General features: G+C 58.3%; 23 protein-coding genes. 7 read left to right on the top strand and 16 right to left on the bottom strand.

What is annotated here, in order from left to right:
* Nucleotides 1-15 precede the first annotated feature (15 nt).
* The 7 genes from RSO67_RS27520 to RSO67_RS27490 all read right to left on the bottom strand — a co-directional run bounded on the left by RSO67_RS27520 (nt 16) and on the right by RSO67_RS27490 (nt 6,245).
* Nucleotides 16-477 (bottom strand): GtrA family protein, encoded by a 462-nt coding sequence (locus RSO67_RS27520; RefSeq protein WP_315841431.1) that lies wholly within the window; start codon nt 475-477, stop codon nt 16-18.
* Nucleotides 474-1,319, bottom strand: coding sequence for a class I SAM-dependent methyltransferase (locus tag RSO67_RS27515; RefSeq protein WP_315841430.1), 846 nt, complete (start codon nt 1,317-1,319; stop codon nt 474-476). Before RSO67_RS27515 ends, RSO67_RS27520 begins: the two co-directional genes overlap by 4 nt.
* Nucleotides 1,320-1,321: 2 nt before the next feature.
* On the bottom strand, nt 1,322-2,158 hold the full coding sequence (locus RSO67_RS27510; protein ID WP_315841429.1) for a methionyl-tRNA formyltransferase: 837 nt from the start codon (nt 2,156-2,158) through the stop codon (nt 1,322-1,324).
* Between the two features lie 27 nt (nt 2,159-2,185).
* On the bottom strand, nt 2,186-2,872 hold the full coding sequence (locus tag RSO67_RS27505) for a WbqC family protein (RefSeq protein ID WP_315841428.1): 687 nt from the start codon (nt 2,870-2,872) through the stop codon (nt 2,186-2,188).
* Between the two features lie 75 nt (nt 2,873-2,947).
* Nucleotides 2,948-3,874 (bottom strand): glycosyltransferase family 2 protein, encoded by a 927-nt coding sequence (locus RSO67_RS27500; RefSeq protein ID WP_315841427.1) that lies wholly within the window; start codon nt 3,872-3,874, stop codon nt 2,948-2,950.
* Nucleotides 3,875-3,955: 81 nt separating this feature from the next.
* Complete coding sequence (locus tag RSO67_RS27495; protein ID WP_315841426.1) at nt 3,956-5,020, bottom strand: dTDP-glucose 4,6-dehydratase; 1,065 nt, start codon at nt 5,018-5,020, stop codon at nt 3,956-3,958.
* Between the two features lie 61 nt (nt 5,021-5,081).
* The gene (locus RSO67_RS27490) at nt 5,082-6,245 is read right to left on the bottom strand and encodes a DegT/DnrJ/EryC1/StrS aminotransferase family protein (protein WP_315841425.1); all 1,164 of its coding nucleotides are present in this window, start codon (nt 6,243-6,245) and stop codon (nt 5,082-5,084) included.
* Between the two features lie 243 nt (nt 6,246-6,488).
* Here RSO67_RS27490 and RSO67_RS27485 point away from each other — a divergent pair, with 243 nt between their 5' ends.
* From RSO67_RS27485 to RSO67_RS27475, 3 genes are all read left to right on the top strand, one after another.
* Entirely contained in the window at nt 6,489-7,100 is a 612-nt protein-coding gene (locus RSO67_RS27485; RefSeq protein ID WP_315841424.1) for an NUDIX hydrolase, read from the top strand.
* Between the two features lie 53 nt (nt 7,101-7,153).
* Nucleotides 7,154-9,202, top strand: coding sequence for an NAD(+) synthase (locus RSO67_RS27480; RefSeq protein ID WP_315841423.1), 2,049 nt, complete (start codon nt 7,154-7,156; stop codon nt 9,200-9,202).
* Nucleotides 9,203-9,329: 127 nt separating this feature from the next.
* Entirely contained in the window at nt 9,330-12,896 is a 3,567-nt protein-coding gene (locus RSO67_RS27475; RefSeq protein ID WP_315841422.1) for a glycosyltransferase, read from the top strand.
* An 82-nt stretch (nt 12,897-12,978) separates the two neighbouring features.
* On the opposite strand, the gene RSO67_RS27470 is transcribed toward RSO67_RS27475, so the two are convergent.
* The 9 genes from RSO67_RS27470 to rfbG all read right to left on the bottom strand — a co-directional run bounded on the left by RSO67_RS27470 (nt 12,979) and on the right by rfbG (nt 21,651).
* On the bottom strand, nt 12,979-13,974 hold the full coding sequence (locus RSO67_RS27470; protein WP_315841421.1) for a GDP-mannose 4,6-dehydratase: 996 nt from the start codon (nt 13,972-13,974) through the stop codon (nt 12,979-12,981).
* Between the two features lie 77 nt (nt 13,975-14,051).
* A complete protein-coding gene (locus RSO67_RS27465) occupies nt 14,052-16,106 on the bottom strand; it encodes a hypothetical protein (RefSeq protein WP_315841420.1) in 2,055 nt (684 codons plus the stop codon).
* Nucleotides 16,107-16,221: 115 nt separating this feature from the next.
* Nucleotides 16,222-16,842, bottom strand: a complete 621-nt coding sequence (locus RSO67_RS27460) for a class I SAM-dependent methyltransferase (RefSeq protein ID WP_315841419.1) — start codon at nt 16,840-16,842, stop codon at nt 16,222-16,224.
* Nucleotides 16,843-16,852: 10 nt separating this feature from the next.
* Nucleotides 16,853-17,227 carry a GtrA family protein gene (locus RSO67_RS27455; protein ID WP_315841418.1) on the bottom strand — a complete coding sequence of 125 codons (375 nt, stop codon included), beginning with the start codon at nt 17,225-17,227 and terminating at the stop codon, nt 16,853-16,855.
* A gap of 47 nt (nt 17,228-17,274) precedes the next feature.
* Nucleotides 17,275-17,961 (bottom strand): class I SAM-dependent methyltransferase, encoded by a 687-nt coding sequence (locus RSO67_RS27450; protein ID WP_315841417.1) that lies wholly within the window; start codon nt 17,959-17,961, stop codon nt 17,275-17,277.
* A 9-nt stretch (nt 17,962-17,970) separates the two neighbouring features.
* Entirely contained in the window at nt 17,971-18,744 is a 774-nt protein-coding gene (gene rfbF / locus RSO67_RS27445) for a glucose-1-phosphate cytidylyltransferase (RefSeq protein WP_315841416.1), read from the bottom strand.
* Nucleotides 18,741-19,739 (bottom strand): glycosyltransferase family 2 protein, encoded by a 999-nt coding sequence (locus RSO67_RS27440; RefSeq protein WP_315841415.1) that lies wholly within the window; start codon nt 19,737-19,739, stop codon nt 18,741-18,743. Before RSO67_RS27440 ends, rfbF begins: the two co-directional genes overlap by 4 nt.
* A complete protein-coding gene (locus tag RSO67_RS27435; RefSeq protein ID WP_315841414.1) occupies nt 19,736-20,668 on the bottom strand; it encodes an NAD(P)-dependent oxidoreductase in 933 nt (310 codons plus the stop codon). The genes RSO67_RS27440 and RSO67_RS27435 overlap by 4 nt, the downstream gene beginning before the upstream one ends.
* Entirely contained in the window at nt 20,665-21,651 is a 987-nt protein-coding gene (rfbG, locus tag RSO67_RS27430; protein WP_315844378.1) for a CDP-glucose 4,6-dehydratase, read from the bottom strand. Before rfbG ends, RSO67_RS27435 begins: the two co-directional genes overlap by 4 nt.
* 375 nt (nt 21,652-22,026) lie before the next feature.
* Here rfbG and gmd point away from each other — a divergent pair, with 375 nt between their 5' ends.
* From gmd to RSO67_RS27410, 4 genes are all read left to right on the top strand, one after another.
* Nucleotides 22,027-23,118 carry a GDP-mannose 4,6-dehydratase gene (gene gmd, locus RSO67_RS27425; RefSeq protein ID WP_315841413.1) on the top strand — a complete coding sequence of 364 codons (1,092 nt, stop codon included), beginning with the start codon at nt 22,027-22,029 and terminating at the stop codon, nt 23,116-23,118.
* 171 nt (nt 23,119-23,289) lie between these two features.
* A complete protein-coding gene (locus RSO67_RS27420; protein ID WP_315841412.1) occupies nt 23,290-24,423 on the top strand; it encodes a glycosyltransferase in 1,134 nt (377 codons plus the stop codon).
* Between the two features lie 134 nt (nt 24,424-24,557).
* Nucleotides 24,558-25,298: an ABC transporter permease gene (locus RSO67_RS27415; protein ID WP_315844377.1), complete on the top strand. Its 741-nt coding sequence runs from the start codon at nt 24,558-24,560 to the stop codon at nt 25,296-25,298.
* 5 nt (nt 25,299-25,303) lie between these two features.
* Nucleotides 25,304-26,089: an ABC transporter ATP-binding protein gene (locus tag RSO67_RS27410; RefSeq protein ID WP_315841411.1), complete on the top strand. Its 786-nt coding sequence runs from the start codon at nt 25,304-25,306 to the stop codon at nt 26,087-26,089.
* Nucleotides 26,090-26,138 lie beyond the last annotated feature (49 nt).

The raw sequence follows: 26,138 nt of genomic DNA, 5'->3' as shown, positions 1-26,138 counted from the left end.
GCCCAGAACGCCGGATCAGGGCCCGACCGCACCCTGTTCCTTGGATGGAAAGACAAAATACTTCAGCAGAAAGAAAATCGGAATCGCAATCACCACCCCTAGAACGGCCTGAACCAGAAAGTGACTGAATCCCAAAGAGGTCGTCGCCCACTCCAGCAGAACGAGATTCAGGGCCAACGCGAATATGTAGACGCCCATATAGCGCACGAACTGCCAGTTCAGGTGATCGCGATCCCGGAAGACAAATGCCTTGTTGAACCAGAACGCATAGACCATTCCGAAAACAAAGACGATCACCACAGCGGTCTTGGGCCCTACCCCAGCCAGCGCGAGCAGAACATAGAGCAAATAGTAAACTGCGTTGCTCTTCAGCCCGACGATCACGAACCGGACGGCTTGCAGGCGCGCCCCGTCGTCAGCAACAAACGCCTTGAAGGCGCGGGAGAGCGCACTCTCGCCGGGACCAAGGTCGCTCATTTGCTCTGCGGCTTGCGCGCGATTGCAATGAGGCTGGTGCCGGCAGGAAGCGAATATCCGCTGGAGATCGCGCCAATCTCGAAACCGGACAGCGAGCCGATCAGACGGGAGACGAGCCCCTCCTTGTGATGGGTGACCGCCTGATCAGCCGAAGTTACTTTCCTCCGGCCAAATCTGCTCGGCAGAGTGCGCAATAGTAATAGTGGCAAAACCAGCAGTAGAAAGAACCCGCTCACCTGAACAATCTGAAAGCCGGAAACTTCAAGCACTGAAGCCAGCCCCGACCGTGTATAACGCCTGTAGTGACCGGCATATTCGTCGTCAGCAGACCATAGCGCCGGTTGCGCTGGAACTGAAATATAAACAAACCCACCGGGCTCCAGAGCGCGTAGACAGGCAATCAGGAACTCCTTGTCATTGGGTACGTGCTCAATCACATCGAAGAGTCCAATTGCTGGCAAGCTATCAGCAGCAAAGAGATCATCAGAAAACGCACTATTGACGACCGTCAGCCCGCGTTCAGCGGCAATCGCGGCTCCATCCACGCCTGGCTCCACAACCACGGTGGAGACGCCGGCCTGCTGGAGCCCAAGCGACACAAAGCCATTGCCGCCACCAATTTCTAAAAGAGGTCCCGTCTTCGAGAAGCGCTTCACAACCGCCGAAATGATCCTGTTTCGGTGACTGAACCAAAAAGATGAGCTCTCGACATTGGCAAGCGCCGTATGAGCGCCGCCCGGATATGAAACTGGCGCCACATCCGATGCGCACCAGAAGTTTGGGCGCACCTCTGTCAGGCCTGATGCGGTCCTACGCAGAAATGCATTGAGGTCATTGTCCATCTTCATAAATTCCCAGCCGCGCCATTCTCGAGCTCAAGAACAATGTCGGCATCCGCGACACGAACGACATATTCGGCAGAATTTTCAGACAAGATCGTACCCGGCTCAACTAAGGATGGCTCCAGAATTTGCGTGAGCCGACGGACCCGACGCCCCCCCAGCAAAGCCAAAGGCCAATCTCGCAACGCGTTAACATGCCGTCGGATCTGATCAGCGCTTTCGTTGGTATCTATTTGGAATGCCGCCTCATCCAATCGAGGGTAAGATGTCGCAAACCGGGCATCCTGTTCTTTGAATACCAGCGTTTCACTTCGAAATTGATTCACGATGTCCACCGACATCTTTCCGGCCACGTGAGCTAACCTATGACGTAAAAGGGTCTGGGTCTCGTTCGGACCGACATCAATCGATGCTTGCATGCAGATCGGCCCATCATCGACCCCTTCGGTTAATGCATGAGCAGATACTCCAGCCGATTTGTCGCCGTTTCGAAGTGACCAGAAGAACGGATTAGACCCTCTGTTATGCGGAAGTAATGAAGGGTGAAGATTGATCGCCGTTTTGAAATTCTGCAACACATTGCGACGTATAATCCGATGATAGGTCGCAACTAATAGTAACCCATCGCTACACGAGGCGAACGACTGATCATCCGGTGAGCACGTATTCCAAGGCACGTCGCTTGAAGATGCAAGATCACCAATGAAGGGAATAGGCTCGTAGGGATACGCGCCTTTTTCTTCTCGGGTGATCAGCAGGTCCGGTCGAATTCCGCGATCCAACAGGGTCCGCAAAACAACATTTCCTAAGCCAGTCAATGCGAACAGAACGAATTTCACGCTTTCTCCGCCTCCAACTTTCTGCGGTCATCTAGACTTCAGAACTACCTTAGATTCCCCGCCGCAATTCAGGAGAAGATCAAGAGCTGAGAGATGAGAAACAAACTCTCCATGAAGCTGCGGATAGATGGGATGGGTATATCCGTGCCACCTCACCTCAATACCATGATCGGAGAACAGCCCTATATCGAGATAGTCACGTGCTGCATCGCCAGTCAGATATTTGGTCGCACCAACGAGCTCACACAATTTCAGCAGCCTTTCGTTCTTATCTCCGGCGATTCCAAGTTCGGACGAACGAAGCATGCGGGTCTCAATTCGGAACGCCTGTAACAACATGTCTGTCATCGCCAAATTGAGATCCACGAGAGATTCCCATTTTCGATCGATGACTTCCGTCAGTTTTGGCAGCCAGTCCTTGAGATACGGTGCCGATGCATACATTTGCTTGATCGTCGCCAAATGCTTGCGTTGCCAGTTCTGCTGGGGGTCAATTCTCACCTCGTTTATCAACTGGCCGAACTTTCCTGAGTGAAGAACCGGAACGGTAAGCCAAACGGGCCCATTGAGAGCCTTGACGCGATTCCTATTCCGCCAGCCATGCTTATCGAACGGCACGTCATCATAGTGAACGAAATAGTCAGCTTGTGTGACCTGATCAAAATATCCGAGCCATGGCAAATATCCCGGTTGAAGAACTGCAAGGGTGGTCACAGCAGTGACCATGCTATGGAGCCATGGCACCAGAACATGCCATCAGTTTTCTTCATCATCGTCACCACCTCTGCGTTAGCGCGTTAACTCACTGATCACATAGAGCGGACGACGCTTCGTCTCCTCAAATATCCGACCGATATAAATGCCGATAATTCCGAGTGCGATGTTGGTTATCCCCCCGATGAACAACACTGCCGTAAACACGCTGGGCCAACCCGGAAGAGGTTTTTCGGGATACATCACCTTCTCGAAGAGAATCGCCGAGCCCATGACGAGGCTTAAAAGCGCTAACAAAAAACCCAACGAAATCGACAAGTAGAGCAGTCTGGTCGAGAACCCGATGATGAGCTTGAGAGCCCAGAACACTCGCCTTTTGATGTTGTAGTTGGTTGATCCAGCTTGGCGGGTTCCGTGTTGCGCAAGAATGCTGGTCTCGGGAAAGCCAAGCCACGACAACATGCCACCATAGAATCGCGAAGATTCAGGCAGTGATCGAAAGGCGATGACTACCTTTCGGGAAATAATCGAAAAGTTTCCATATAGCCGGTTGTACTCTTGTCCCGACAAAAGATTCAGAACCTTGTAGAAAAAGCGAGCGCCTCCTCGATACAGCAGCGACTCTGGTCGCAGCTGCCGTCTTACAAATACGACATCAAAACCTTCGAGCGCCTTTGCATATAGCTCGGGAATTACTTCCGGCCGATCCTGCAGATCGGAATCCATTACAATAACCCAATCGCCCTCAGCCTTATCAATTCCGGCGGAGATAGCCACGTGCTGGCCGAAATTGCGGGCGAACCGCAATCCGAGAACGCGAGGCTCATTCGAGCTTGCTGAGCGTATGGCCTCCCACGTCTCCCGTTTACTCCCATCATCGACGAGTATGATTTCGTAGTCGTCGGTGATATCGGCGACCGCTAGCGCAACTCTGCTGGTTAGCGCTGTAACGGTGCTCAGAGGCTCGTTATAGACCGGGGCTACAATAGATAGATGAGGCATTACCGCTCCAACACCTGCACAGTTCGAGCCGATCGGCGTCTAAATCAAGGAAATTCCGCTCGCGAAGCGAGTTCGCTCACCTCAATGCATCATGATCTCGCCGGACGAGGTCTTGATCGGGATCTCACGCATCCACTTCTGCTTCTCCCACCAGGACACGTTGTTCCGGAACCAGTCGATGGTGCGGGCGAGGCCCGTGTCCCAGTCGACCGCGGGCTTCCAGCCAAACTGCTTGGCAATCTTGCTGCCATCACCGGTGTGTCGAAGGACCTGGCCCGGCCGATCACCGATATTCACGATCAGCCCGGGATCGCCGCCCATGGTGCGAATGATCTCGGCCGCGATGTCGCCCATTCCGCGGTCGATACCACTCGCTACGTTGTACACTTCGCCCGAGATCTGCTCGACGGGTGCATGCATCAAAACATCAATGGCACTTGCAGTGTCGTCGACATACACGAAATCGCGGGCCGCCGATCCGTCCCCATGGATGGTGAGCGGAGACTTCGTCAGCGTATTGGTGATGAAGCGCGGGATTGCCTTTTCGAGATGCTGCCGCGGGCCGTAATTGTTGAACGGACGCACGATGACAGCGGGCAATTTGTATGTCGACCAATACGAATAGACCAGACGATCTGCTCCGCATTTGGCGCTGGCATAGGGGCTCGCGGGATTGAGCGGATGATCCTCATCGATCTGCGGCAAAACTGCTGTGCCATAGACTTCCGACGTCGAGATATGGATGACGCGCTCGATTCGCTTCGAATGCTTCAGCACGGCATTCATAATGGTCTGCGTGCCGATTACGTCGGTCTGGAAGAACAACAGATTGTCGTAGATCGACCGCGTGACGTGAGTCTCGGCCGCGAAATGCACGATGATATCGGACTGTCCAACCAGTGTGTCCATCAGCTCGGCGTTGCAGACATTGCCATACCAAAACGCGAAACGGTCGTTGTTCATCGCGTTGACATCCGGCGGCAAGTTATCAACCGAGCCGGCATAAGTGAGCGCGTCCACCACTATGATCCGGTAATCGGGGTAACGATCGTACAGATATCGCACGAATCCCGACCCGATAAATCCTGCGCCGCCTGTCACCAGCACGGTCTTGCGCGACTTCTGCAACTCAATACCCCCAGCCATTCTACTCTCCAAAAATCTCAGCGAACGTCAGCCAGCCGCCGCCTGAATACAGTATTGACGATCAGCGCGAGGCAGCCGACTGCTCTCGCTCGATCATCGGTACGATCTGATTGAGCACGGTCTCAACGACATGCGTCTGCTCATCCTTCGTCAGGGACGGAAACAGTGGCAGGCTGATCGCGCCAGCGCCCCATGCCTCACTGACAGGATAGGCGTTCGGCGCAAAGCCGTATTTCTCGCGATAATAGGTCACTGTGGGAACCGCGCGATAGTTTACCGTCACGCCGATGCCGTGCTCGCCCAGAACCTGAATGGCATCGTCCCTGATGGATGGCGGCACGTGGATGACGAACAGATGGCGGGCATGCCGCGAATTACCGATGGTCGACGGCAGCCGGATCGGCGCACCCGCGAAAGCGCGCTCGTAAACGGCAAACAGGTCGTCGCGCCGCGGCAGTCGTTGATCGATCGTATCGATCTGCGCCGGGAGCAGGCAGGCGAGCAAATCCGGAAGATTGGCCTTCATGCCCATCTGCTTCATGTCCCAGTGCCGGTAGCCACCGAGCTTGAAGCGGTCGATCGCGCCCGCCGACATGCCGTGCATCCGGGTCTGCAACAGCCGCTCGTACAGCGCCGTATCATTGGTCACCAGCGCACCGCCCTCGCCGCAGGTGACATTCTTGGTGGCATAGAACGAGAAGATCGCGCAACTCGAGCGCTTGCCAGGCTTCTCACCGTTCAATTCGCCTTCGAAGCAGTGCGCAGCATCTTCGATAATGGTGATATCGGGTCGGTCTTCCAGCGCGTCCTGCAGCGCGGCGATATCGACCATCTGTCCATACAGGTGCACCGGGATGATCGCGCGGGTACGCGGCGTGATCGCCGCGCGAACGCTGTCCGGATTCATCAGCAGTGTCGCGGGGTCGACATCGACGAACACGGCCTTCGCGCCGATCAGTTCGGCCACATTGGCGGTCGCAATGAACGTCTGGGCAGGCACGATGACTTCGTCGCCGGGACCGATATTGAGTGCCAGCAGGGTGGCAACGGCACCATTCGTCCAGCTATTGACGAGCAAGGCATGCTTTGTGCCGAAATATTCGCAAAGGCGATCCTCGACGGCACGACCCACATTTCCCGAGGTCAGAAACGGGGTTTGCAGAACGCTCGCAACGGCGCCGGCGTCGGCGGCCGTCAGGTCATGCCGATAGAAAGGTACGTTCATCCAGAAGGGTCTCCCCGCCACCAGGTTTTCTGCCGCTCTCATACAGCAATTCCCGCAGGAGTCGAAGGCCGAGGCCACCGAAATCCGTTCCATTAACTGGAAATCCCTAGATTCATCATCCGCTTGTGGCCCCCGAGCTCATAAGCCGGTTTGATTGTCGGGCTGAACCGGATATGACATCCCCGGTCTCACAAATGCGTCCTAGCAGGACCGCTCGGGCCCGCTCCTTCGGGAACTCAGATTATGAAAGGGTTAGCTTTGCCGAACGATCACGCGACCTCCAAGCCGCGAACCGTGGAGCGCAGCAGGACCCCGATTTCGCCCTGGGTCAATCTCGAGGCGGTTTCGGCCATCATGCCCGGCGGCACCGAACCTGTGACCTATCACGCGATCGGTCAGGCCGATTACGTCCAGGTGCTGTGCCTGCATGAAAACGGCTCGGTTGTACTGGTCCGGCAATATCGCCCGATCGTCGATTGCTGGACCCTCGAATTCCCCGGCGGCCTGCGGGACGGCGACGAGCCGGCCTCCGAGACCGCCCGCCGCGAGGTTGAGGAAGAGACTGGCCTCACCGTTCTGCACACGGTGAGCCTGCTGGACTGCTTTGCCGACGTCGGCCGGATGACCAACCGCGTCTACGGCTTTGCGGCACTGGTCCGCGGCGACTTTCACCAGACCGAGCCCGGCGTAGAGGCGATGTTCGTGGCTGGCCCCGAATTACGTCGGCTGGCGAACGAGGGACAGCTCGCAATTCCGGGCAATCTGGGCCTGCTGTATCTGGCCGCGGGCAATCCCGAGCTACCCACCATATGCGAGCAGCATGGAATTAGCGAACCGCCGTGGATGATGATTTAGATACAAGCTGCGATGCCCCGTGGCACGACGCCTGCCCAGCATAAGGCCCACCGATGTTCGATAATATCTACAATCATGGCTTCGCACGCGTCGCGGTCTGCATTCCGCAGGTCAAGGTTGCCGAGCCTGCCGCCAATGCGGCCGAGACGATGCGGCTGGCCCGCGAAGCCCATACCATGTCATGCGCCCTCGCCCTGTTCCCGGAACTTGGCATCTCCGCCTACACGAACGAGGATCTGTTTCATCAGGACGCCCTGCTTGAAGCGTCCGCGCGCGAGATCAACGGCATCATCGAGCAGAGCCGCGATCTGATGCCCGTGCTGATCGTCGGAGCGCCCTTTCCTCTTCAGGGTCGCCTGTTCAACTGCGCTTACATCATTCACCGCGGCAAGCTGCTGGGCATCGTCCCCAAATCCTATCTGCCGAACTATCGTGAATTTTACGAAAAACGTCACTTTGCCGCGGGATGGCTGCAAGGGTCGCGCGTCGTACAATTCGCGGGACAGGATACGCCGTTCGGCACTGACCTGATCTTCTCCGCGAAGGACATGCCCGACTTCGCTATCCATGTGGAAATCTGCGAGGACGTCTGGACCCCCGTCCCGCCGTCGACTTTCGGCGCGCTCGCCGGGGCGACCGTTCTAGCCAATCTCTCGGCGTCCAACATCACCGTCGGCAAAGCCGACAATCGCCGGATGCTGTGCCGTTCGCAGTCCGCGCGGTGCATTGCCGCCTATCTGTACTCCGCATCAGGCCCCGGCGAATCCACCACCGATCTGGCGTGGGATGGACAGGCAGCCGTGTTCGAGCTTGGCGAGCAGCTCGCGGAAGCCGAGCGCTTCCCGCAGGAGTCCCAACTCATCACCGCGGATATCGATCTTGAGCGGCTGCGTCAGGAACGCATGCGTGTCGGATCGTGGGGCGATTGTGCGGACTCACAGTCCGACAAGGTGACAACCTTCCGGAAAATCGAATTCGCACTTGCGCCTCCCGTGGAGGACCGCGTCTGCCTGAACCGAGCCATCAACCGCTTTCCGTTCGTGCCGGACGACGCCAAGCTGCTGGATGAAAGCTGCTACGAGGCTTTCAACATCCAGGTCCACGGTCTGGTCACGCGCCTGCGCGCGACCGGAATGACCAAGGTCGTCCTCGGAATTTCCGGCGGACTGGACTCGACCCACGCTCTCATTGTCGCCGCCAGGGCGTTCGATCGTCTGAACCTGCCGCGTCAGAATATCCTCTGCTACACGTTACCGGGCTTCGCGACGTCCAAGCACACCAAAACCAACGCGCATGCCCTGATGAGCGCCATGGGTGTGAGCGCCGAGGAAATCGATATCACGCCGGCCTCGCGACAGATGCTGAGCGATCTCGCGCATCCCAATTCGAAGGGACTGCCCGACTACGACGTGACATTCGAGAACGTTCAGGCCGGTGCACGCACCTCCTTGCTGTTCCGCCTCGCCAATTTTCACAACGGCATCGTTGTCGGCACCGGCGACCTATCCGAACTGGCGCTCGGCTGGTGCACCTATGGCGTCGGCGATCACATGTCGCACTACAACGTCAACGCTTCGGTTCCCAAGACGCTAATCCAGCACCTGATCCGCTGGGTGGCTGACCGCCGGGAATTCGGCGACAGCGCATCGACCATCCTGCGGTCGATCCTTGCCACCGAGATTTCGCCCGAGCTGGTTCCCGGCGACGGTGACCGTCCTGCCCAAAGCACCGAACAGATTGTTGGCCCGTATGCCCTGCAGGACTTCAACCTCTACTACATCACACGATTTGGCTTCCGGCCGAGCAAGGTCGCCTTCCTGTCCTGGAACGCTTGGCGCGATGCGAAGGCGGGCGAGTGGCCACCCGGCATGCTGGAGCAGGACAAGCACTCATTCGAATTGGCGGTCGTCAAGAAGTGGCTGCGGACCTTCGTGTACCGGTTCTTTCAGATCAGCCAGTTCAAGCGCTCGGCCATTCCGAACGGCCCCAAGGTCGCATCAGGCGGCTCACTATCGCCGCGCGGCGACTGGCGCGCACCCAGCGATTCCTCGGCCAGGATCTGGACTGCGGAACTCGACGCAAATGTTCCGGATGAGGCCTGACGACGTCTAGTCAGGCCTGCTTGCATTGGCTTCGTCATTGCGGCAGTGGTATCAAATGGCTACCAAAACGGCGTCCGGCCGGCCGTTTCAAAAGACATTTTGACAAAGCTCTTTGAGAGATCTGCAGTTGTTCGGACGCGTCCCACCCATCTTTCAGAACCTTGCCCGACGACGCTACGGCGCGGCGCTGATCAGCGCCGGCATTCCGCTCGGCCTTGTCCAGCGACTTAACAAGGCATCAGGACGCGGCACTACAGCAGAGCGCGGCGTGCGTCTTGCACGTTTCCTGACGGTCAAGGCGCTGGTTCGCGCCGGGCTGATGAAGCAGCCGGTGCCGGTCAATCCGCGGGTCAAATCCGCGGGCGCATTGCAGGCAGCCGTCCCGTATGTCGGCGGGCGCACGCAGATCCGCACGGTGCATCAGTTTCATTCCGGATCCGCCGTAGGCGACGCGGTGACGAACTCGCTTTTTCTGGTTCAGCGTCTTCTGCGCGGTCTCGGCTATGAGAGCGAAATCTTCGTCGAGCACCGCGACCCGAGATTGTCCGACGTGCTTTTTCTGGCGGACGACCTGCCCAATCACGACGACTACGTTCTGATTGTCCATCACTCGATGGGTCATGGCATTCTCGACTTCATCCTGTCGCTCGATGCCCGCAAGATCCTGATGTATCACAACGTGACGCCGCCTGAGTTTCTCGGCGATGCGCCATGGATGATCCCCTATTCCGAACTAGGCCGACGGCAACTGGTCGATATGCGTCCACATATGCTGGCTGCGCTTGCGGACAGCGAGTTCAACATGCTGGAGCTACAGCGTTGCGGCTACGAGAGCCCCGCGGTCAGTTCGCTTCTGTTCGATCTCGACACGTTGCGGCCGCGTGACGCCGGGCAGCCTCCTGCCAAACCGAACGTGACGAACGCCGATCCGTTTACGGTGCTGTTCGTCGGGCGGGTGACGAAGTCAAAGGGACAGGCCGATCTCGTCGACGCCTTCGCGGAATTCGCACGACGATATGCTCGGCCATCGCGCCTTGTCATCGTCGGACGCTTCGACTCGATAGAGGACGCCTACCCCGCCGAAATTCGCCGCCGCGCCGCGCAACATCATCTGGATGAGCACGTTATCCTGACAGGCGCCGTCTCCGATGAGGAACTGCATCGCTGGTTCAATACGGCGCACGCCTATGTATCCCTGAGCTACCACGAGGGCTTCGGCGTTCCGCTGATCGAGGCCATGGCGCACAGCCTGCCGGTCATTGCATGGCCCTGTTCCGCGATCGCCTATACGATCGCGGATGCAGCCATCTCTTTGACCGAACGTTCTGCCAATGCGGTGGCGGACGCTTTGATGCAACTCGCAACAGATCAGGACTTTCGGGACCGGGTCGTCGCACGCCAGCTCGCCTTCATCAGTCGATATGAGCTCAACCGTCATGTCCCGGCGCTGCTGCGCGCACTGGCAGCGGCCGGCGCGAGACTACCGCTCGACCCCGATACGAGGCGTGGGATATTCCGCAATCTGCACACAACATTCGTCGGCCATGTACAAGGCGCCTACAGCCTCGCCGCCGTGAATCGGTCCATGGCGACGACGATGGAAGCTGAACGTCCGGGCCACCAGCGCGTCATACCCTGGGAGAACGGCCCCGTCCCGGACTTCGGCGATGAATCGGCGGCGCAGGCCAACATCATCGCATCGCTGGTGTCACGCGACGAGCCACCGACAGAACCGCAGATCGTCATCAGCCAGCATTATCCCATCTACGTGCCGGACGTGCCCGGGCACAAGTTTGCGATGCTGTTCTGGGAAGAGTCCCTGCTACCGCCGGCCATCGTGGAGGCGCTCAATGAGGACTTCGAGGCCATCCTGGCTCCAACCACATTCGTCACGAAGTCGCTGATCGACTCCGGCGTCTGGCGTCCGATCCTCGATGTCGGCTATGCGCCCGACCTGAGCGGCTATCGCAAGATCGGCCTCGAGCGATCCGCAACGCTTGCCGAACGGCCGTTCACCTTCTTGCACGTGTCGTCCTGCTTTCCCCGAAAGGGCGCAGATGTCCTCATCGCCGCCTATGCGAAAGCTTTTCGCCGGGAAGACACGGTGCGGCTGATCATCAAGACCTTCCCCAATCCTCATAGCGACATCGCCGAACAGGTCGCCAGACTGAGGCGTGAAGATCCGGAGATCGCGGATATCACCGTGATCGAACAGGACTTCGACGACGATCAGATGCTCGCGCTGTTTCGCGACGCCGACGCCATGGTGCTGCCGACCCGCGGCGAAGGCTTCAACCTTCCGGCCGCGGAAGCCATGGCGGCAGGCATGCCGTTGATCGTCACCGGCTATGGCGGCCACGCGGACTTCACGTCATCGGACTATTGCCGCTTCGTGGCATTCCATTTCGCACGCTCGGCAAGCCACGTCGCCGACAATTCATCCTTGTGGGTCGAGCCGGACCTCGACGACCTCACAGCCGCCTTCCGCGAAATTCACCGGGAGCGTCTCGACAGCAACAGCGCGTCAAGGCAGAAGGCCCGGCGCGCGGCCGCCGATATCGAACGCTCGCTGGCGCAGGCACCCTGGGTCGAACGTCTGGTGAACGGCGCCGTGGACGTCATCTCCACACGCGCCAAAATACTGCGCGTCGGCTGGATATCGACCTGGGACGTAAAATGCGGCGTGGCCGAGTATTCGCGCTTCCTGCTCGACAGAATGATTGAGAAGACCGCTCCGGACGCGATCAAGCTCACGATCCTGAGCGACGACCGGACACGGGTCAAAGACGGCGCCACCAGACCGCAGATCGTTCCCGCATGGACCATGCTCGAAGAGAGCGGCGTCATGGATCGTCTGGCGCGCAGCGTGTCAGTCAGTGATCCTGAGGTTCTTGTCATTCAGCACCAGCCCGGCCTGATATCATGGCAGGACCTCGCAAAGCTGCTCCGGGACACACGCCTCGCCACGCGGGTTACGGTCGTCGTGCTGCACTCCGTCCCGACCCTCGCAAAGCTCCCTGAAGACGAACGAAACTCGATCATCGCGGCGCTTCGCCGTTCGACGCGCGTTCTCGTTCACCAAATCGCCGACCTCAATCGCCTCAAGGATTGGGGCCTGATCGCCAACGTCACATACTTCCCGCATGGCGCACCGCAGCGTTTCAATGCTTCCGAAGCTCGCCAACTGATCGGAAGCAGCGCACCGGTCATCGGCTCTTATGGCTTCTTCCTGCCCGGCAAGGGGCTGTCGAAGCTCATACACGCTTTGGTCAGCCTCAGGCAGAAATGGCCGAACATTCGGCTGCGGCTCGTCAACGCCGAGTATGAATCGGCGACATCCACAGACGAAATCGCGCGCTGCAAGGCGCTGGCAAAAACGCTTGGCGTGTTTGAACTGATCGAGTGGAAGACGGATTTCCAGACCGACAACAACAGCCTTGCCCAGCTCGCAGAATGCGACCTGTTGATCCTCCCCTATGATGAGAGCCCGGAATCCGCCAGCGGCGCCGTTCGCATTGCGCTGGCCAGCGGCACTCCGGTCGCTGTCACGCCCGCGGCCATCTTCGACGAGTTGGGGACCGCAGTCGTGAGGTTCGATGGATTTGAGCAGGACGCCATCGACCGCGGCATCGCGCAATTGCTGGGCGATCACGACGCGAGGAAAAAATGCAAACCAATGCGGCCACATGGCTAGCGCAGCGCAACTGGCAGGTTCTGGCGAGCCGCTTGAACGGCATGCTCCGCGGGCTCCATGCGAGCCGCGCCATAGACCGGTCCTAGCCGCCCTGCAGGATGCGGATTCGCTCATTCACCATCATGTCGACCAGCGCATCGAAACTGACTTTCGGTTTCCAACCAAGCCGCGCAGTCAGCTTTGACGCGTCCGCCTGGGTAAAGGGTGTGTCGACGTTGCGCTCCAGCGCCTGATCGACGACCACGTGGTCCTCCCAGTTAAGGCCGACATGGCGAAACGCCTGCTCGCAGAATTGCGCGATCGAGCGACTCTCGCCAGTGCCGATGATGTAGTCGTCCGGCTGGTTGCTGGTAACGATCAGATGCATCGCCACCACGACATCGCCAGCGAAACCGAAATCCCGGCGAACATGGATATTGCCGAGATGCAGCTTGCCTTCGGCAACGATCGGCCGCTCGCGTTCATCTAGCTCACGAGTCTCCCGCATTCCCAACGAGATAGCCGCCGCCGCATGGGCGATTTTCTGCGACACGAAACTGAGCCCGCGACGCGGGCTTTCGTGATTGAACAAAATGCCGCATGACGCGTGCAAACCTCGCTGTTTGCGAAATGCGCCGACGGTCCGATGCGCGAATGTCTTCGATATTCCATAGGGCGACTGCGGATTGAACGGCGTGGTTTCGCTCTGGGCCTGCCCATGTTCGCCATCGAACATTTCAGACGTCGAGGCTTGAAACAGCCGGCATGAAGAACCTGCCTGAGCCAGCAGGTCGCAAATGCGCTGCGGCACCAGAGCATTCAGAACTGCCGTCTGCTCCGGGTACTGCCACGACAATCCGGGGCGCGTGATCGCTGCAAGATTGTAGATCTCATCGGGCGAAGTGTCGCCGATCAATCGCTTCAGAAATTCGCTGTCAGCGATGTCGCCAGCGTGCCAGGTGACCGCCGGTCTGGTTTCGACAGCCCCGGCCGGATCGCGCGACTGCGCGTGCACGTGATAGCCACGCTCAAGCAACAGCTCGATCAGATAGCTACCGTCCTGTCCGGACGCACCGGTCACCAAAGCTGTCTTGCTCAACGGTCATTCCGATCGAAATCCGGGTTCAACATTTTCAGCGTTTCACAGTTGTTTATCGCAGGACCTGCGTTGTCTCGTCAGTCTAGCGGAATGATACCGATAGCGGAAACGCCCAACGTACCGTTACCCGCAAAGTGCGTCCGGGCCTCGAGATTGATCACGTCACTGGGAAGATCGACGTCGACCGTCACCTCCTGCCCGACCTTGTCGGTTGGGGCAAACGTGCCTTTCGCCAATGTACGCATGCCCTTGCCGGCATCCGGCACTACGACGTCCCATTCCTGCTGACCGGAGCTCGGACCGTATTTGAAGACAAACCTGTATTTTCCGCGCGACAGTGACGCATAGGGCCCGAAGGTGAGATAGCCCGTCTTCGATTTGCCGTCCGCCAGGCGGCCTTCACCGCGGATCGTATCTCCCTCGATCGTCGAAGAAAGCATCGATGCCGGGATCGCAGAACTCTGTTTCTGAAACTTTGCGAAAACGGCGGGAAAGCCGATCCGGTTCGTTACCTCGAACTGCGACACATAAAATGTACTGCTCGATGCGCCCAGACGGAACGACGCGATCGGCTCGATCTTGTCCACATTCGGCCCAAGCAATCGCGCGGCCTCATTGGGATCCTTGATGGTCGAGCTAAGCAAAAACACCTTGCTCTTGTACCACATCGCCTGCGGCGGAAGCTCCGGAAAATTCTGTCCGTGCATCCACCATGCCCGCTCGGTGAAGGTGCTGATCACACAGGCAAGAATAGACCCATAGAGCGGATCCTTGTCCGACGTAATGAACCGCGGAAGGTCATTTCCGGCCAGCAACTGAATGAGCGCATGGGCTTGATAGATCGTCTCGTTCTGTGCGAACGGCCACACAACGAAGAAACGCGCGACAATGACGACAACCAGCGCGGCTGCCATGATCGCCGCCCGCCGCACATAGAAACCCAGACTGAGGGCCAGCGCGATCACCGCCGCCAGAATGCGTCCATCGACGAGATGCTCATCGAGATGCAGGCGCAGATTGGCTGCTAGCGCGAGGACGCAGATCGCAACCACGGAACTGGTAGCCCAACGCGGTAGCGTCCCCCCGATGAGAAACGGCAGACAGAAATACGACGCTGTTAGGAAGAAGGTCATGCGCAAACCTTCACGCATGGTGAAGTTCGAAAAGCCTGCCGCATCGACCGCAAAGAGTGCCGCATAGAGGACGACGACAGACGACAGCCAGACGATGGCTGGACGTTCGAAGCGCACCCGGCCGAGCAGGTTGAGGATCAGCGCCGCTACGGATGCGAGCCAGATGCCAAAGTGGACGGTGACCCAGGGACCATTCCGCAGCAGCGCAAACGGGGATTCCCAGCTCGGATTCGTCTTCAACTCGATCTTGCCGACCGCCAGTTGCTCAAAGAGGAAGAAGAAGCGGCTGCCCCAGATCGCCTTGTTCAGAATGCCGAACAGCAACTGCGCAATGACGGCGCCGACCACGATCCCGGCAATGGTCCAGTTCATGCCCCGGCGTGTGCGTGCCTCCGGGATGCGATACCAGACATAGGCCAATGCAGGCGCAGCGAGGATGGTCGAGCCCAAGTGAATGAACAACATGCAGGCAAAGGCAAATCCCGCCAGCGCCAGTTTGACGAAACGTCCCGCCTGCTCCTTGCCCGCCCACGTCAGCGCGGCCATACCGATGGTGAAATAAGCGAGAACGCCGATATCGACATAGTTCCAACCATAGCCGCGAACGAAGAAAACATCCGTCGCGAACAGCGCAGTGACCAGCATCGCCTTCTGGCGGTCGAAATTCGCAGCGACGAGATAATAGAAACTGGCGGTCGTCACCGCATAGCTCAGGTAGGCCAGAATGAACTTGGCCCATGTCTCGGAGAACAGCGAGAAGATGATGTAGCCGGGAATGAGGTATGGCAACCGGGTCTGGTAGTAGTTGTTGCCGATGAAGGCATCGACATTGCGGTACTGCCCCAGCGACGTGAAGTGGCCGTAATAGAACCAAGTGTCGATATCCGCGACGCGATTGCCCAGCACCTCATAGTTCGCGAGAACCACGACAATCGGAAGAATGGCGAACAGAGCAAGGATGACGCGAGACCCGCCAGAGGACGGAAGCAAGGATGGCAAGAAGGAGGTCCGCGTCATAGTCACCTTGTCGTCTTCAGGTCCTGTTTCGGCGGTCGTTCAGCGCGAGAATCTCGGTCGAAAAACCGCCGACATCACGCCACTGGCGTCGCCGAACTCAACTCGTTCCGTGTTTAGTCGCAACGATACTCAGAAATGTGTAGCTGATCCGCGACAGGTCTTCATCGACATACGCTGATAGTGACACGGCGGCGCCCGGGAAGAGCGCCTTGTAGCGCTCAGCAGTGCGGACATACTGGCCGCGATCCCAGTCTAGCAGCGTCTTCCGGAACAGCGTCTGTCCGGGAATATAGCATCCGTCCAGCGTGAAAATTCGGCCGCCCGGGCTCAGCGCGGAAACGGACGCCGCCAGAAGATTGCGTGCTTCGTCGTCGGTCAGGTGGTGCAACAACCCGTTCATCATGATGATATCGACAGGAGTAACTTCGGCCGCTGCAGCCTCGTCGAAGATCTGGCAACGATAGCGATCCTGCGGCTGCTGCGTTTTTCGCGCGCGCGCGATGTAGCGCTCGTCGGTGTCGAAGCCGAAATACTGAGAGGATCTCGGCAGAAAATCCCGCAAGTAGCCGGGACCGCAACCCACGTCGACGATCCGGGTATCCTCCGCGATGGGCAGATACCTCTGCATCGCGGTCAGGCGCGCGCCAAAGAAGCCACCGGCCCTCTGAAAGCCTTGATAGATTTGAGGAATCGCAAGAACGTCACGCAGATCAGCCACTTCATCGTCCTTAGAAAGCCGCGTCGGTTCTAGGTGGAAAGACCCAGTAATTCAACAGCGTGAACGTCAGGACCGGCGCCACGACGATCCCCGAGGCGATGACCGCATAGGTCGGCCATTGCATGACATTGGCGGCAATGTAGGAGACCCCGGATACAACCGACATCACCCCGGCCTGGGCGACGCCGTATTTGACCATCTGGCGTTTCCAGGAACCGCCAACCAGAAACGTGAAATTCCTGTGCATTAGAAAGCCCGCCGCAAGGCCCGCGAGGTAGCCGACGCACGACGCAGCAGAACTCGGCAAATTTAGAAACCGTAGTGCTGCGAGAAATCCGGCAGCATAGACCATGCCGTTGAACAGACCGGAAACTGAAAACCGCACGAGCAACAGACCAAGACGGCGACGATCAGCCGCACTCGGCATTAGCATCAAACGTGGCCCATCGAGAAATATTGAGCACCCAGCGGGAGCCTTCCGAACGACTGATCCAGCATGCGCGTTACCTTGTTGAATGACGGGATGGTCAGAATGAAGCGCGACCGGACATCCTTGAAGCCGCCATTCGCGAGCAACCCTTCGGCTTCAGCGCTCTTCAGAAGAATAGCGTCCTTGTCAAACACGCAACGATTGACCACGCGCATCGTCAGCGGGTTAATGGGATTGTGCTCGAAGATGACGAAGATGCCGCCATCGCGCAGCACGCGCCTGGCGTCTTCGATCAGCGCCGCCCGCGCCGCGACGGGAATATGATGAAACACGCAGACGGCGAACACGACGTCGAACGAGTTCTCCGCGAACGGAATATCCGAGCCATCGAACGCCTTGTAGTTCACATCGGCATTTCTGGTCGTGGCGATCTTGATGCTTTCGCTCGAGACGTCGATGCCCGCAAGCGACCGGAGCGAAGGCCGGAGCAGTGCGTGATAATTTCCGATCCCGCAGCCGAGGTCTAGCACGTCGACCTCTGTCTTGCCGAAGGTCTTGAGCAGAATGTCCTTCAGATACTCTGCCTTAACCCGCGTAAAGTAATCGACGTCCAGCCCCGAAAACGCCAACGATTCGTTGACGAGGGACTTGTAGTCGTTGCTATAGGGATCAAATTCTGGGGCGCTCATGGCGTTATCCTACGACCATTTCTTCCACGGAGGATTCTCGGACCAAAGCTGCTCGAGTTCCCGCTTGTCGCGCAGCGTATCCATGGGTTTCCAGAACCCGGAATGTCGGTACGCGACCAGTTGTCCGTCCTTGGCCAGCTTCTCGAGCGGCTTGCGCTCCCAGATCGTGGTCTCATCCTCGATATAATTGAGCGCTTCCGGCTGCAGAACGAAGAAGCCTCCGTTGATCCAGCCCATCTCCGCATGCGGCTTCTCCAGAAATTCATCAACGCCGCCACCTGCATTGATGTCGAGAATGCCGAAGCGACCCGGGCTCGGTACGGCAGTGATCGTAGCCAGCTTGCCGTGCTTCTTGTGCGCGTCGATCAGCGCTGCGATGTCGATGTCCGAAACGCCGTCGCCATAGGTCACGCAGAAGGCTTCATCTTTCACTAGATGACGAACTTTCTGAAGGCGCCCACCGGTCATTGTTTCAAGACCGGTATCGATGACGGTAACCTTCCAGTGTTCTTGCACCGACGTCGACAGGTATCGAATGCTTCCCGTCAACGTGTCGACTTCGATGTCGTTTTCTTCGAGGCGATAGTTCGCGAAGTAGCGCTTGATCATCGAGGCCTTGTATCCGCCGCAGATGATGAAATCCCGGATACCGGCGGCATCATACATTTTCATGATGTGCCACAGAATGGGGCGGCCGCCGATCTCGACCAACGGCTTTGGCCGGAGATCGGTCTCCTCCGAGAGTCTGGTGCCCAATCCGCCGGCGAGAATAATGGCCTTCATTTGGATCGAATCTCCATGTTCTCTTCATGCTCGATAGCAAAGGAATCGATGCGGTCGGAGACAATTGCAACGGGACCGCCGCGTACGGTGCTGAATATTCGGCCGATATATTCACCGAGCAACCCGACGAAGGCTGCGTTCAGCCCGATGGAAGCCAAGGTCAGGAGAACTAGCGTCGTAAAGCCGCGCGGATCGGTTCCGCTGGTGAAGATATAGTCAATCAGATACGCGACCATCAGCAGGATTGAAATGCCGCAGACCGCGAAGCCGAACATCGTGATGTATTGCAGCGGCTTCGTCGACTGGCTGCACACGCCGTCGATCGATAGCGTCAGCAGCTTGAAGAAATTGAACTTGCTCTTGCCGACGGTTCGCTCTGCACGGTCATAGACGATGCCGGCCTGCGCATAGCCGATCGACGCGATGATTCCGCGAAGATATGGCGACCGATCCTCGAAGCTGCGTAGGTGCTCGATGACCGAACGATCGATCAGGCGGAAATCGCCCGCATCGACAGGGACTTCGACTTCGCTCAGCATTCGCAGCAGCCGGTAGTGTATCTTACGCGCCCACAGCAACGCGAGATTTTCCTTGCGCTTACGGCGGATGCCATAAACGACCTTGAAACCGCGCTCCCACTTCTCGAGAAACTGCGTGATCAGTTCGGGCGGATCCTGCAGGTCGGCATCGACCTGAACGGCGGCATCGCCTCGGGTATTCAGCAAATTGAACAGGATCGAGCGCTGGAAGCCGAAATTACGCGAGAACTTGAACACGCGAAGCCGAGCTTCTGCTACCGCATGTTCGGCGAGCTTCGCAAATGTTTCATCGGTGCTGGCATTGTCGGTGACGACGAACTCGAAATCATATGCGGGATTATCGCGGGCAACGCCCTGCAGACGCAGGATCAACTGGTCGATATTTCCCTCTTCGTTGAGAACGGGTACCGAGATAGAAATCAGCCGCCGTTTTATTTGCTCAGCAGTACCGTTCATGTTCTCGCTCGAATTGTCATACCGTCGATTGCCGCACGTATCCCGCTCGCTAATGTGTGAGCGGGCTTCCAGCCCGTAAGCTCAAAAAGGCGCTGCGGGTCGCCTGCAAAACAGGCAACGTCGTCCGGCCTGGTGTCGATATCGCCGAAACCAAGCAGGGATCGCGGCGCCTGCAATGTGTCCGCGACCATTTCGGCAAACGCGCGCACCGTCTGCGCATCCCCCGAACTGATATTGACGACGACCTGCGGCTCTCGTTTGACGCACAGCGCCAGTTCGATCAGGGCCGCAACTGCATCGTCGACATATAGCGCATCCCGGCGCTGCAAGCCCGCCGACAGCCGCACGCGCTCATTGTTCTGTAGACTATTCACCAGACTGGGCAGCAGCCGGTGCGGCGCTTCTCCGGGGCCAAATACGCCAAACAGCCGCCCCACGACAAGGGGCAAACCGAGATCTCGCGCCATGGCCAGCGCGCAGAGGCTCGCGGCGGCCTTGGAAGCCCCGTACAGCTTGAATGTTTCGAGAGGCTGCTGCTCCGTCACCGGACTGGTGACGCCCGCGAGGTCGTATTCGCCCCCGCTGCCGCTGATGACCGCAGCCTTCGCCCCGCAGAATTTGGCCTGCTGCACCACACTCCGCGTCACATCGACATTGACCCGAAACATGGCCTCTGCGTCGCGCTCGGTAGGGTTGACGCCATAGCTAGCCAGATGGAACACGAGATCGAAGGACTGGCCGGACAAGGCATGCGCAATGGCCGACGGCTCGAATTCCGGCACTACGATAGTCGCGCTCACACCATCGACGGGGGTATCGGAGCGCTGCAGCGAGGTGACGGCATAGCCCAGCCCCGCAAGATGCCGGGCCAAGTGGCGACCGATGAAGCCGGTCGCTCCGGTTATCAGAACTGCGCCGGAATGGGTCAACGGTTCGGCGCCATCATGTTCTGGAACGACTTGATTTGCGCGAATGTCATATCGCGTGCGCGCGCAGGAGCTTCATAGTAATCCCTGTACCAATCAACGGTCCACGTCAGCGTGTCTTTGACCGCGAGACGCGGTCGCCAGTTCAGGCGCTGGAGCGATTTCTCGATATTCAAGCGCAGCAATTGCGCCTCGTGCAGCGCCGCGCGCTCCACTTCCACCGGATGCTCGGGCAGCTTCCATAACGCCAAGGCCAGCTTGACGAGTTCGCTGACGGTCAGTGTGCTTTCAGCCATCGGGCCGATATTCCAGGCGTCGGCAATATCGCGCTCATCGGCAAACAGTCGCGCGCCCAGCTCCAAATAGCCCTCGCACAGTTCGAGAACATGCTGCCAGGGCCTGACGGCGGCAGGATTGCGCAGCTTCAGCGGTTGCCGCGCGGCCAGCGCGCGCACTATGTCCGGGATTATCCGGTCCGCGCACCAGTCCCCACCCCCGACAACATTGCCGCCACGGGCTGTCGCGATCAGAGGCACGCCACCAGCGCGATGAAAATTGCGCTGGTACACATAAGCGACCAGCTCCGCGCAGGCCTTGCTGGCGCTGTAGGGGTCGAGCCCGCCCAGCCTGTCGCCCTCGACATAAGGATGATTTTCTTCCTTATTCAGATAGACCTTATCGGTTGTCACACAGACAACCGCTTTCACTGAGCCGCATTGTCGGCAGGCATCGAGCACAGCCGCAGTGCCAACGACATTCGTCGCAAATGTTTCAATTGGGTCGCTGTAGGACTTGCGGACCAGCGGCTGCGCGGCGAGGTGAAAAACAATTTCCGGTGCACAGGCCTCGACGGCCTGCCTGACATCGGCAGCATTACGGATATCGATGATCTCCGAATGCATCAGATCGCCAAGACCTATCGCGTTGAACAGGTTGGGAGTTGTGTCCGGCTCGAGGCTCATGCCGTAGACATCGGCACCGAGCAGATGCAGCCAGCTGGACAGCCAGCCCCCTTGAATCCGGTATGGCCGGTGACCAGTACCTTGCGGTTCCTGTACACAGTTTCAAATTGGGACGACATCGTCTCTCTCGGTATTCCGGATCGCGGACAGGCTCCGGCCCAACCGCCCTCAAATTCGCACAATCTACCGCGAAGGCTTACCTGCTTATGGGCTCCGCGGATATGCTCACAGGTAAAAAATCAGTGGGATTGCATGGGATTTGATCGCCATGCTAAGGCGTGCCGGTCCGATCAAAATAGTTGATTTGACTGGCAAATTGACTATTCACTGGGGTTGCAGTCGACAGCTCCCATCGCAACAATCTGAGACCCAATCTCCCTTAGCAGAGCGGCTTGCACCATGTCTTCTAAAACCGCATTGATTACCGGTATCACCGGCCAGGATGGCGCCTATCTGGCGGAACTCCTGCTGGCCAAGGGCTATGCGGTGCACGGCATCAAGCGGCGAGCCTCGCTCTTCAATACTGATCGGATCGACCATCTCTATCTCGACCCGCACGAGCAGAATTTCGACCTCACGTTGCATTATGGCGATCTGACGGATTCCTCTGCATTGGTCCGGATTGTTGCCGAGGTGCAGCCTGACGAGATTTACAATCTCGCGGCCCAGAGCCACGTGGCCGTGTCGTTCGAGGAGCCGGAATACACCGCCAATTCGGATGCGCTCGGCGCGCTCCGCATGCTCGAAGCTATCAGGATAGTGAAGCGTGAGAAGACCACCCGCTTCTACCAGGCATCGACATCGGAACTCTATGGCCTGGTACAGGAAATTCCTCAGAAGGAGACCACCCCCTTCTATCCGCGATCGCCCTATGCAATCGCAAAACTGTATGCCTACTGGACCACGGTCAATTACCGCGAGGCCTACGGGATCTATGCCTGCAACGGCATCCTGTTCAATCACGAGTCCCCTCTGCGCGGCGAAACGTTCGTCACGCGCAAGATCACGCGCGCACTCGCGCGCATCCACCTGGGTCACCAGGAGCGGCTGTATCTCGGCAATCTCGACGCCAAGCGCGACTGGGGACACGCCCGCGACTACGTCGAAATGCAGTGGCTGATGCTACAACAGGAGACCGCGGAAGATTTCGTGATCGCGACCGGTGTCCAGCATTCGGTGCGTGATTTCGTCGACCTTGCGGCCGCCGCGATCGATCTCAAGATCCGGTGGGAAGGCACCGGCGTCGATGAAAAGGGCTACGATGCCGCATCCGGGAAATGCATCGTTGCCGTCGACCCACGGTACTTCCGTCCCACCGAAGTTGCGACCCTGCTAGGTGACGCCTCGAAGGCCAAGCAGAAGCTCGGTTGGCATCCGAAGACCACCTTCGAAGAACTCGTGACCGAGATGATGACGGAAGATCTCAAGCTCGCAAAGCGTGACGAGCTGATCAAGACCCACGGCTTCCGCTACTTCACGCGCCGGGAATGACGGCTGATCGCTTCGGCACATGGCTCGAAGCACTCTCGATCGTCATAGAGGCTCTAGACCCCGCGCGGTCCCTGCAACAGACGCCTCCCTTTTCGCTCCGCTCTGTCTGAAGCCATTCGTGGCGGACGTCCCTCGGATAGGATAGTCCGTCTCCGACTGAAACATCTCATCATGAAAGTCCTTCACAGCTACAAGATCTATCGACCCGACGTGGATGGCGGCATCCCATTCGTGATCGCCGAGCTGTGCAAGTTTCCACACGATAAGGTTGACAACGCTATCCTCGTCGCTCGCCGCAAGGGCTTGTCACGCGAATACGAGAATGATGGCGTGCCGGTGGAAGCCGTGACGTCTCTCGGAACGTTTTTCTCGACGCCATTGGCTCCAACATTTCCACTTCGACTGCTGCAGCGCGGGAAGTCCTGCGACGTTGTCGTCCATCATGCTCCCTTCCCGCTCTCGGACCTGGCAGTTGCCCATCTGCCCGCAAGCACGGCGCTGATCGTCTACTGGCACGCCGACATCGTCGGCTTTTCGCTGCTCAGCAAGCTGGTCACGCCGGCGATCATGGCGACGCTGCGCCGGGCCGATAAAATCGTCGTCAGCCATGAATCGACGGCGCAAAGCTCACCGATCTTGGCAAGCTTCCGCGAGAAATGGGTCGTCGTTCCCTACGGCGCCGACGTTGACGCCTGGAGCAGTTGCACGGCTGAAGAGCAGGCCCGCGCGCAGGAGCTGAGGCAACGGTATCCTCGGATGATCCTCGGAATCGGCCGCCTTGTCCCCTATAAGGGATTTAAGCATCTGATTGCAGCGCTTAGCGACCTTGATGCGCAGCTTGTACTCATCGGCGAAGGCGAACTGCGCAGCGAACTCGAACAGATGGCACTGAGACTGGGAGTTGCGGATCGTGTGACATTCGCCGGCCGGATACCAACCAGCGAGGTTAAGGCCCATCTGTATGCCGCACGCGTCTTCGCGTTCCCCTCGGTGACACCCGCTGAAGCGTTTGGTATTGTCCAACTTGAAGCGATGGCGGCCGGATTGCCCATCGTGAATACTGCACTCCCCACCGCCGTTCCGCACGTCGCCAGGGATGGTCAGGAAGCCATCACCGTGCCGGTCGATGACGTTGCAGACCTGACGTCGGCGCTTGAACGTATCCTTGACGATCCCTCGCTGGCCAAGCGTCTTGGCGATGCCGGTCGCAAGCGGGCACACGAAGAATATGGCCGGGAGCGGTTTCTCTCCCGCATGAAAAACGTCTACGAAGATGCAGTTCGCCAGCGTCGCTCGGGGCGATGACGAAAGATCGGGTATCTCTACACATGTCACAAACGCTGCACGCACATAGCAGTTCAAACGCCCCCGTTGTCAGCCACAGCGGCGGCGACAACGCACTGTCGACCGCGACCGAAGACATCGTATCGGGACTCGGGATGTGGCGGCTTTGGGTGCGGCTCGGGTGGAACGATATCCTCCAGCGCTATCGCCGATCGCTGTTGGGACCGTTCTGGCTGACGGCCAGCATGGCCATCATGGTGGTCGCGCTCGGCGTCGTCTATGCCGAGCTCTTCAAATCGCCGATCGACGAATTTCTTCCGTTCCTCTGCGTGGGACTTCTGGTCTGGACGTTCCTGTCCAGCTTTCTGACCGAGGGCGGCACCCTGTTCACGGGCGCCGAGTCCTACATCAAGCAGATCCGGCTGCCCTACACGGTCTATGTCTATCGATCGACCTGGAGCAAGTTCGTCATCTTCGCTCACAACTTCGTCATCTACTTCGGCGTGCTACTGTACTTTCAGATCTGGCCCGGGCCCGTGATGTTGCTGGCGATCCCGGGACTGTTCTTCATCGTGCTCAACGGCGCGCTCGCCACCATGTTTATCGGAATGCTGTCGGCGCGCTTCCGTGACATTCCGCAGCTCATCAATTCGATGGTTCAGATTGTCTTTTTCATCACCCCGATTTTCTGGAAGCCGGAGCTACTGAAGAACAAGGCCTTCGTTGCCGACCTGAATCCGTTTTTCCATCTCATCGAGATCGTTCGCGCGCCGCTGCTTGGCACCGCACCATCCATGAAAAACTACGTCGCCGTTCTACTGATCACGGCGATCAATCTGACTGTTGCGGGTGCGTTCTTCACACGCTTCCGTTCACGTATTTCCTACTGGGTCTGACAGTCATGCGTATCGCCGGAAGCACATCCGCAAATGAGACGTTGCTCGCGCTCGACAACGTCAGTGTTTCATTTCCGATCTATCATGGCGGTTCTCGCTCATTGAAAAAAAGCCTACTGTTTCGCGGCTCTGGCGGACAGCTCGCCAGCGACGCCAATCAGCGGATCTCGGTCGAAGCGCTGCGGAATGTGACGCTCAACATCGAGGCCGGCGACCGCGTGGCACTAATTGGTTCCAACGGCGCAGGAAAGACAACTCTGCTGCGTGTGATGGCCGGCATCTATGAGCCTGTTGCGGGCATCGTACGGACCCAGGGACGCATCTCTCCGATGTTTGACATCAGCCTCGGAATCGACGGCGAGGTCAGCGGCTATGATAATATCAGGTTACGAGGACTCATCCTCGGCCTGACGGCTCAGCAGGTTGAAGAGCGGATCGCCGAGATCGTGGAGTTTACGGAACTCGGCGACTATCTGGATATTCCGGTCAGGACCTACTCATCGGGCATGATGACGCGTCTGACATTCGCCGTTGCCACCTGCTTCGCGCCCGAAATCCTGCTGATGGACGAATGGATCGTCGCCGGCGATGCGGGATTTCTTGCAAAGGCTCAACACCGTATCGAATCCTTTGTCGAAAGCGCCAACGTGCTTGTGCTGGCATCCCACAGCCCGGAGATTTGCAAACGCTGGTGCAACAAGGCGATCTGGATGGACAAAGGACAAGTTAGAGCGATCGGCCCGGTCGACGATATGATCGAGGCCTATACGTTCGACAAGGAAATTGTCTGAGCGCCTAGGCGCGCAAACATGACTTCGCTCACCCTCGCATGTTGTATCG

Origin of the sequence: Tardiphaga sp. 709 (assembly GCF_032401055.1) — a bacterium.
Classification (GTDB): Bacteria; Pseudomonadota; Alphaproteobacteria; order Rhizobiales; family Xanthobacteraceae; genus Tardiphaga.
The sequence above is the reverse complement of the archived record's forward strand: the minus strand, read 5'-3'. Positions and strand labels throughout refer to the sequence as shown.

Excerpts from the sequence above, each read along its gene's own strand:
- RSO67_RS27450 (WP_315841417.1), bottom strand. The coding sequence starts at position 17,961 with ATGAGCGCCCCAGAATTTGATCCCTATAGCAACGACTACAAGTCCCTC.
- RSO67_RS27420 (WP_315841412.1), top strand. The coding sequence starts at position 23,290 with ATGAAAGTCCTTCACAGCTACAAGATCTATCGACCCGACGTGGATGGC.
- RSO67_RS27415 (WP_315844377.1), top strand. The coding sequence starts at position 24,558 with ATGTGGCGGCTTTGGGTGCGGCTCGGGTGGAACGATATCCTCCAGCGC.
- RSO67_RS27410 (WP_315841411.1), top strand. The coding sequence starts at position 25,304 with ATGCGTATCGCCGGAAGCACATCCGCAAATGAGACGTTGCTCGCGCTC.
- gmd (WP_315841413.1), top strand. The coding sequence starts at position 22,027 with ATGTCTTCTAAAACCGCATTGATTACCGGTATCACCGGCCAGGATGGC.
- RSO67_RS27480 (WP_315841423.1), top strand. The coding sequence starts at position 7,154 with ATGTTCGATAATATCTACAATCATGGCTTCGCACGCGTCGCGGTCTGC.
- RSO67_RS27440 (WP_315841415.1), bottom strand. The coding sequence starts at position 19,739 with ATGAACGGTACTGCTGAGCAAATAAAACGGCGGCTGATTTCTATCTCG.
- RSO67_RS27495 (WP_315841426.1), bottom strand. The coding sequence starts at position 5,020 with ATGGCTGGGGGTATTGAGTTGCAGAAGTCGCGCAAGACCGTGCTGGTG.
- RSO67_RS27490 (WP_315841425.1), bottom strand. The coding sequence starts at position 6,245 with ATGAACGTACCTTTCTATCGGCATGACCTGACGGCCGCCGACGCCGGC.
- rfbF (WP_315841416.1), bottom strand. The coding sequence starts at position 18,744 with ATGAAGGCCATTATTCTCGCCGGCGGATTGGGCACCAGACTCTCGGAG.
- RSO67_RS27520 (WP_315841431.1), bottom strand. The coding sequence starts at position 477 with ATGAGCGACCTTGGTCCCGGCGAGAGTGCGCTCTCCCGCGCCTTCAAG.
- RSO67_RS27485 (WP_315841424.1), top strand. The coding sequence starts at position 6,489 with ATGAAAGGGTTAGCTTTGCCGAACGATCACGCGACCTCCAAGCCGCGA.
- RSO67_RS27500 (WP_315841427.1), bottom strand. The coding sequence starts at position 3,874 with ATGCCTCATCTATCTATTGTAGCCCCGGTCTATAACGAGCCTCTGAGC.
- RSO67_RS27515 (WP_315841430.1), bottom strand. The coding sequence starts at position 1,319 with ATGGACAATGACCTCAATGCATTTCTGCGTAGGACCGCATCAGGCCTG.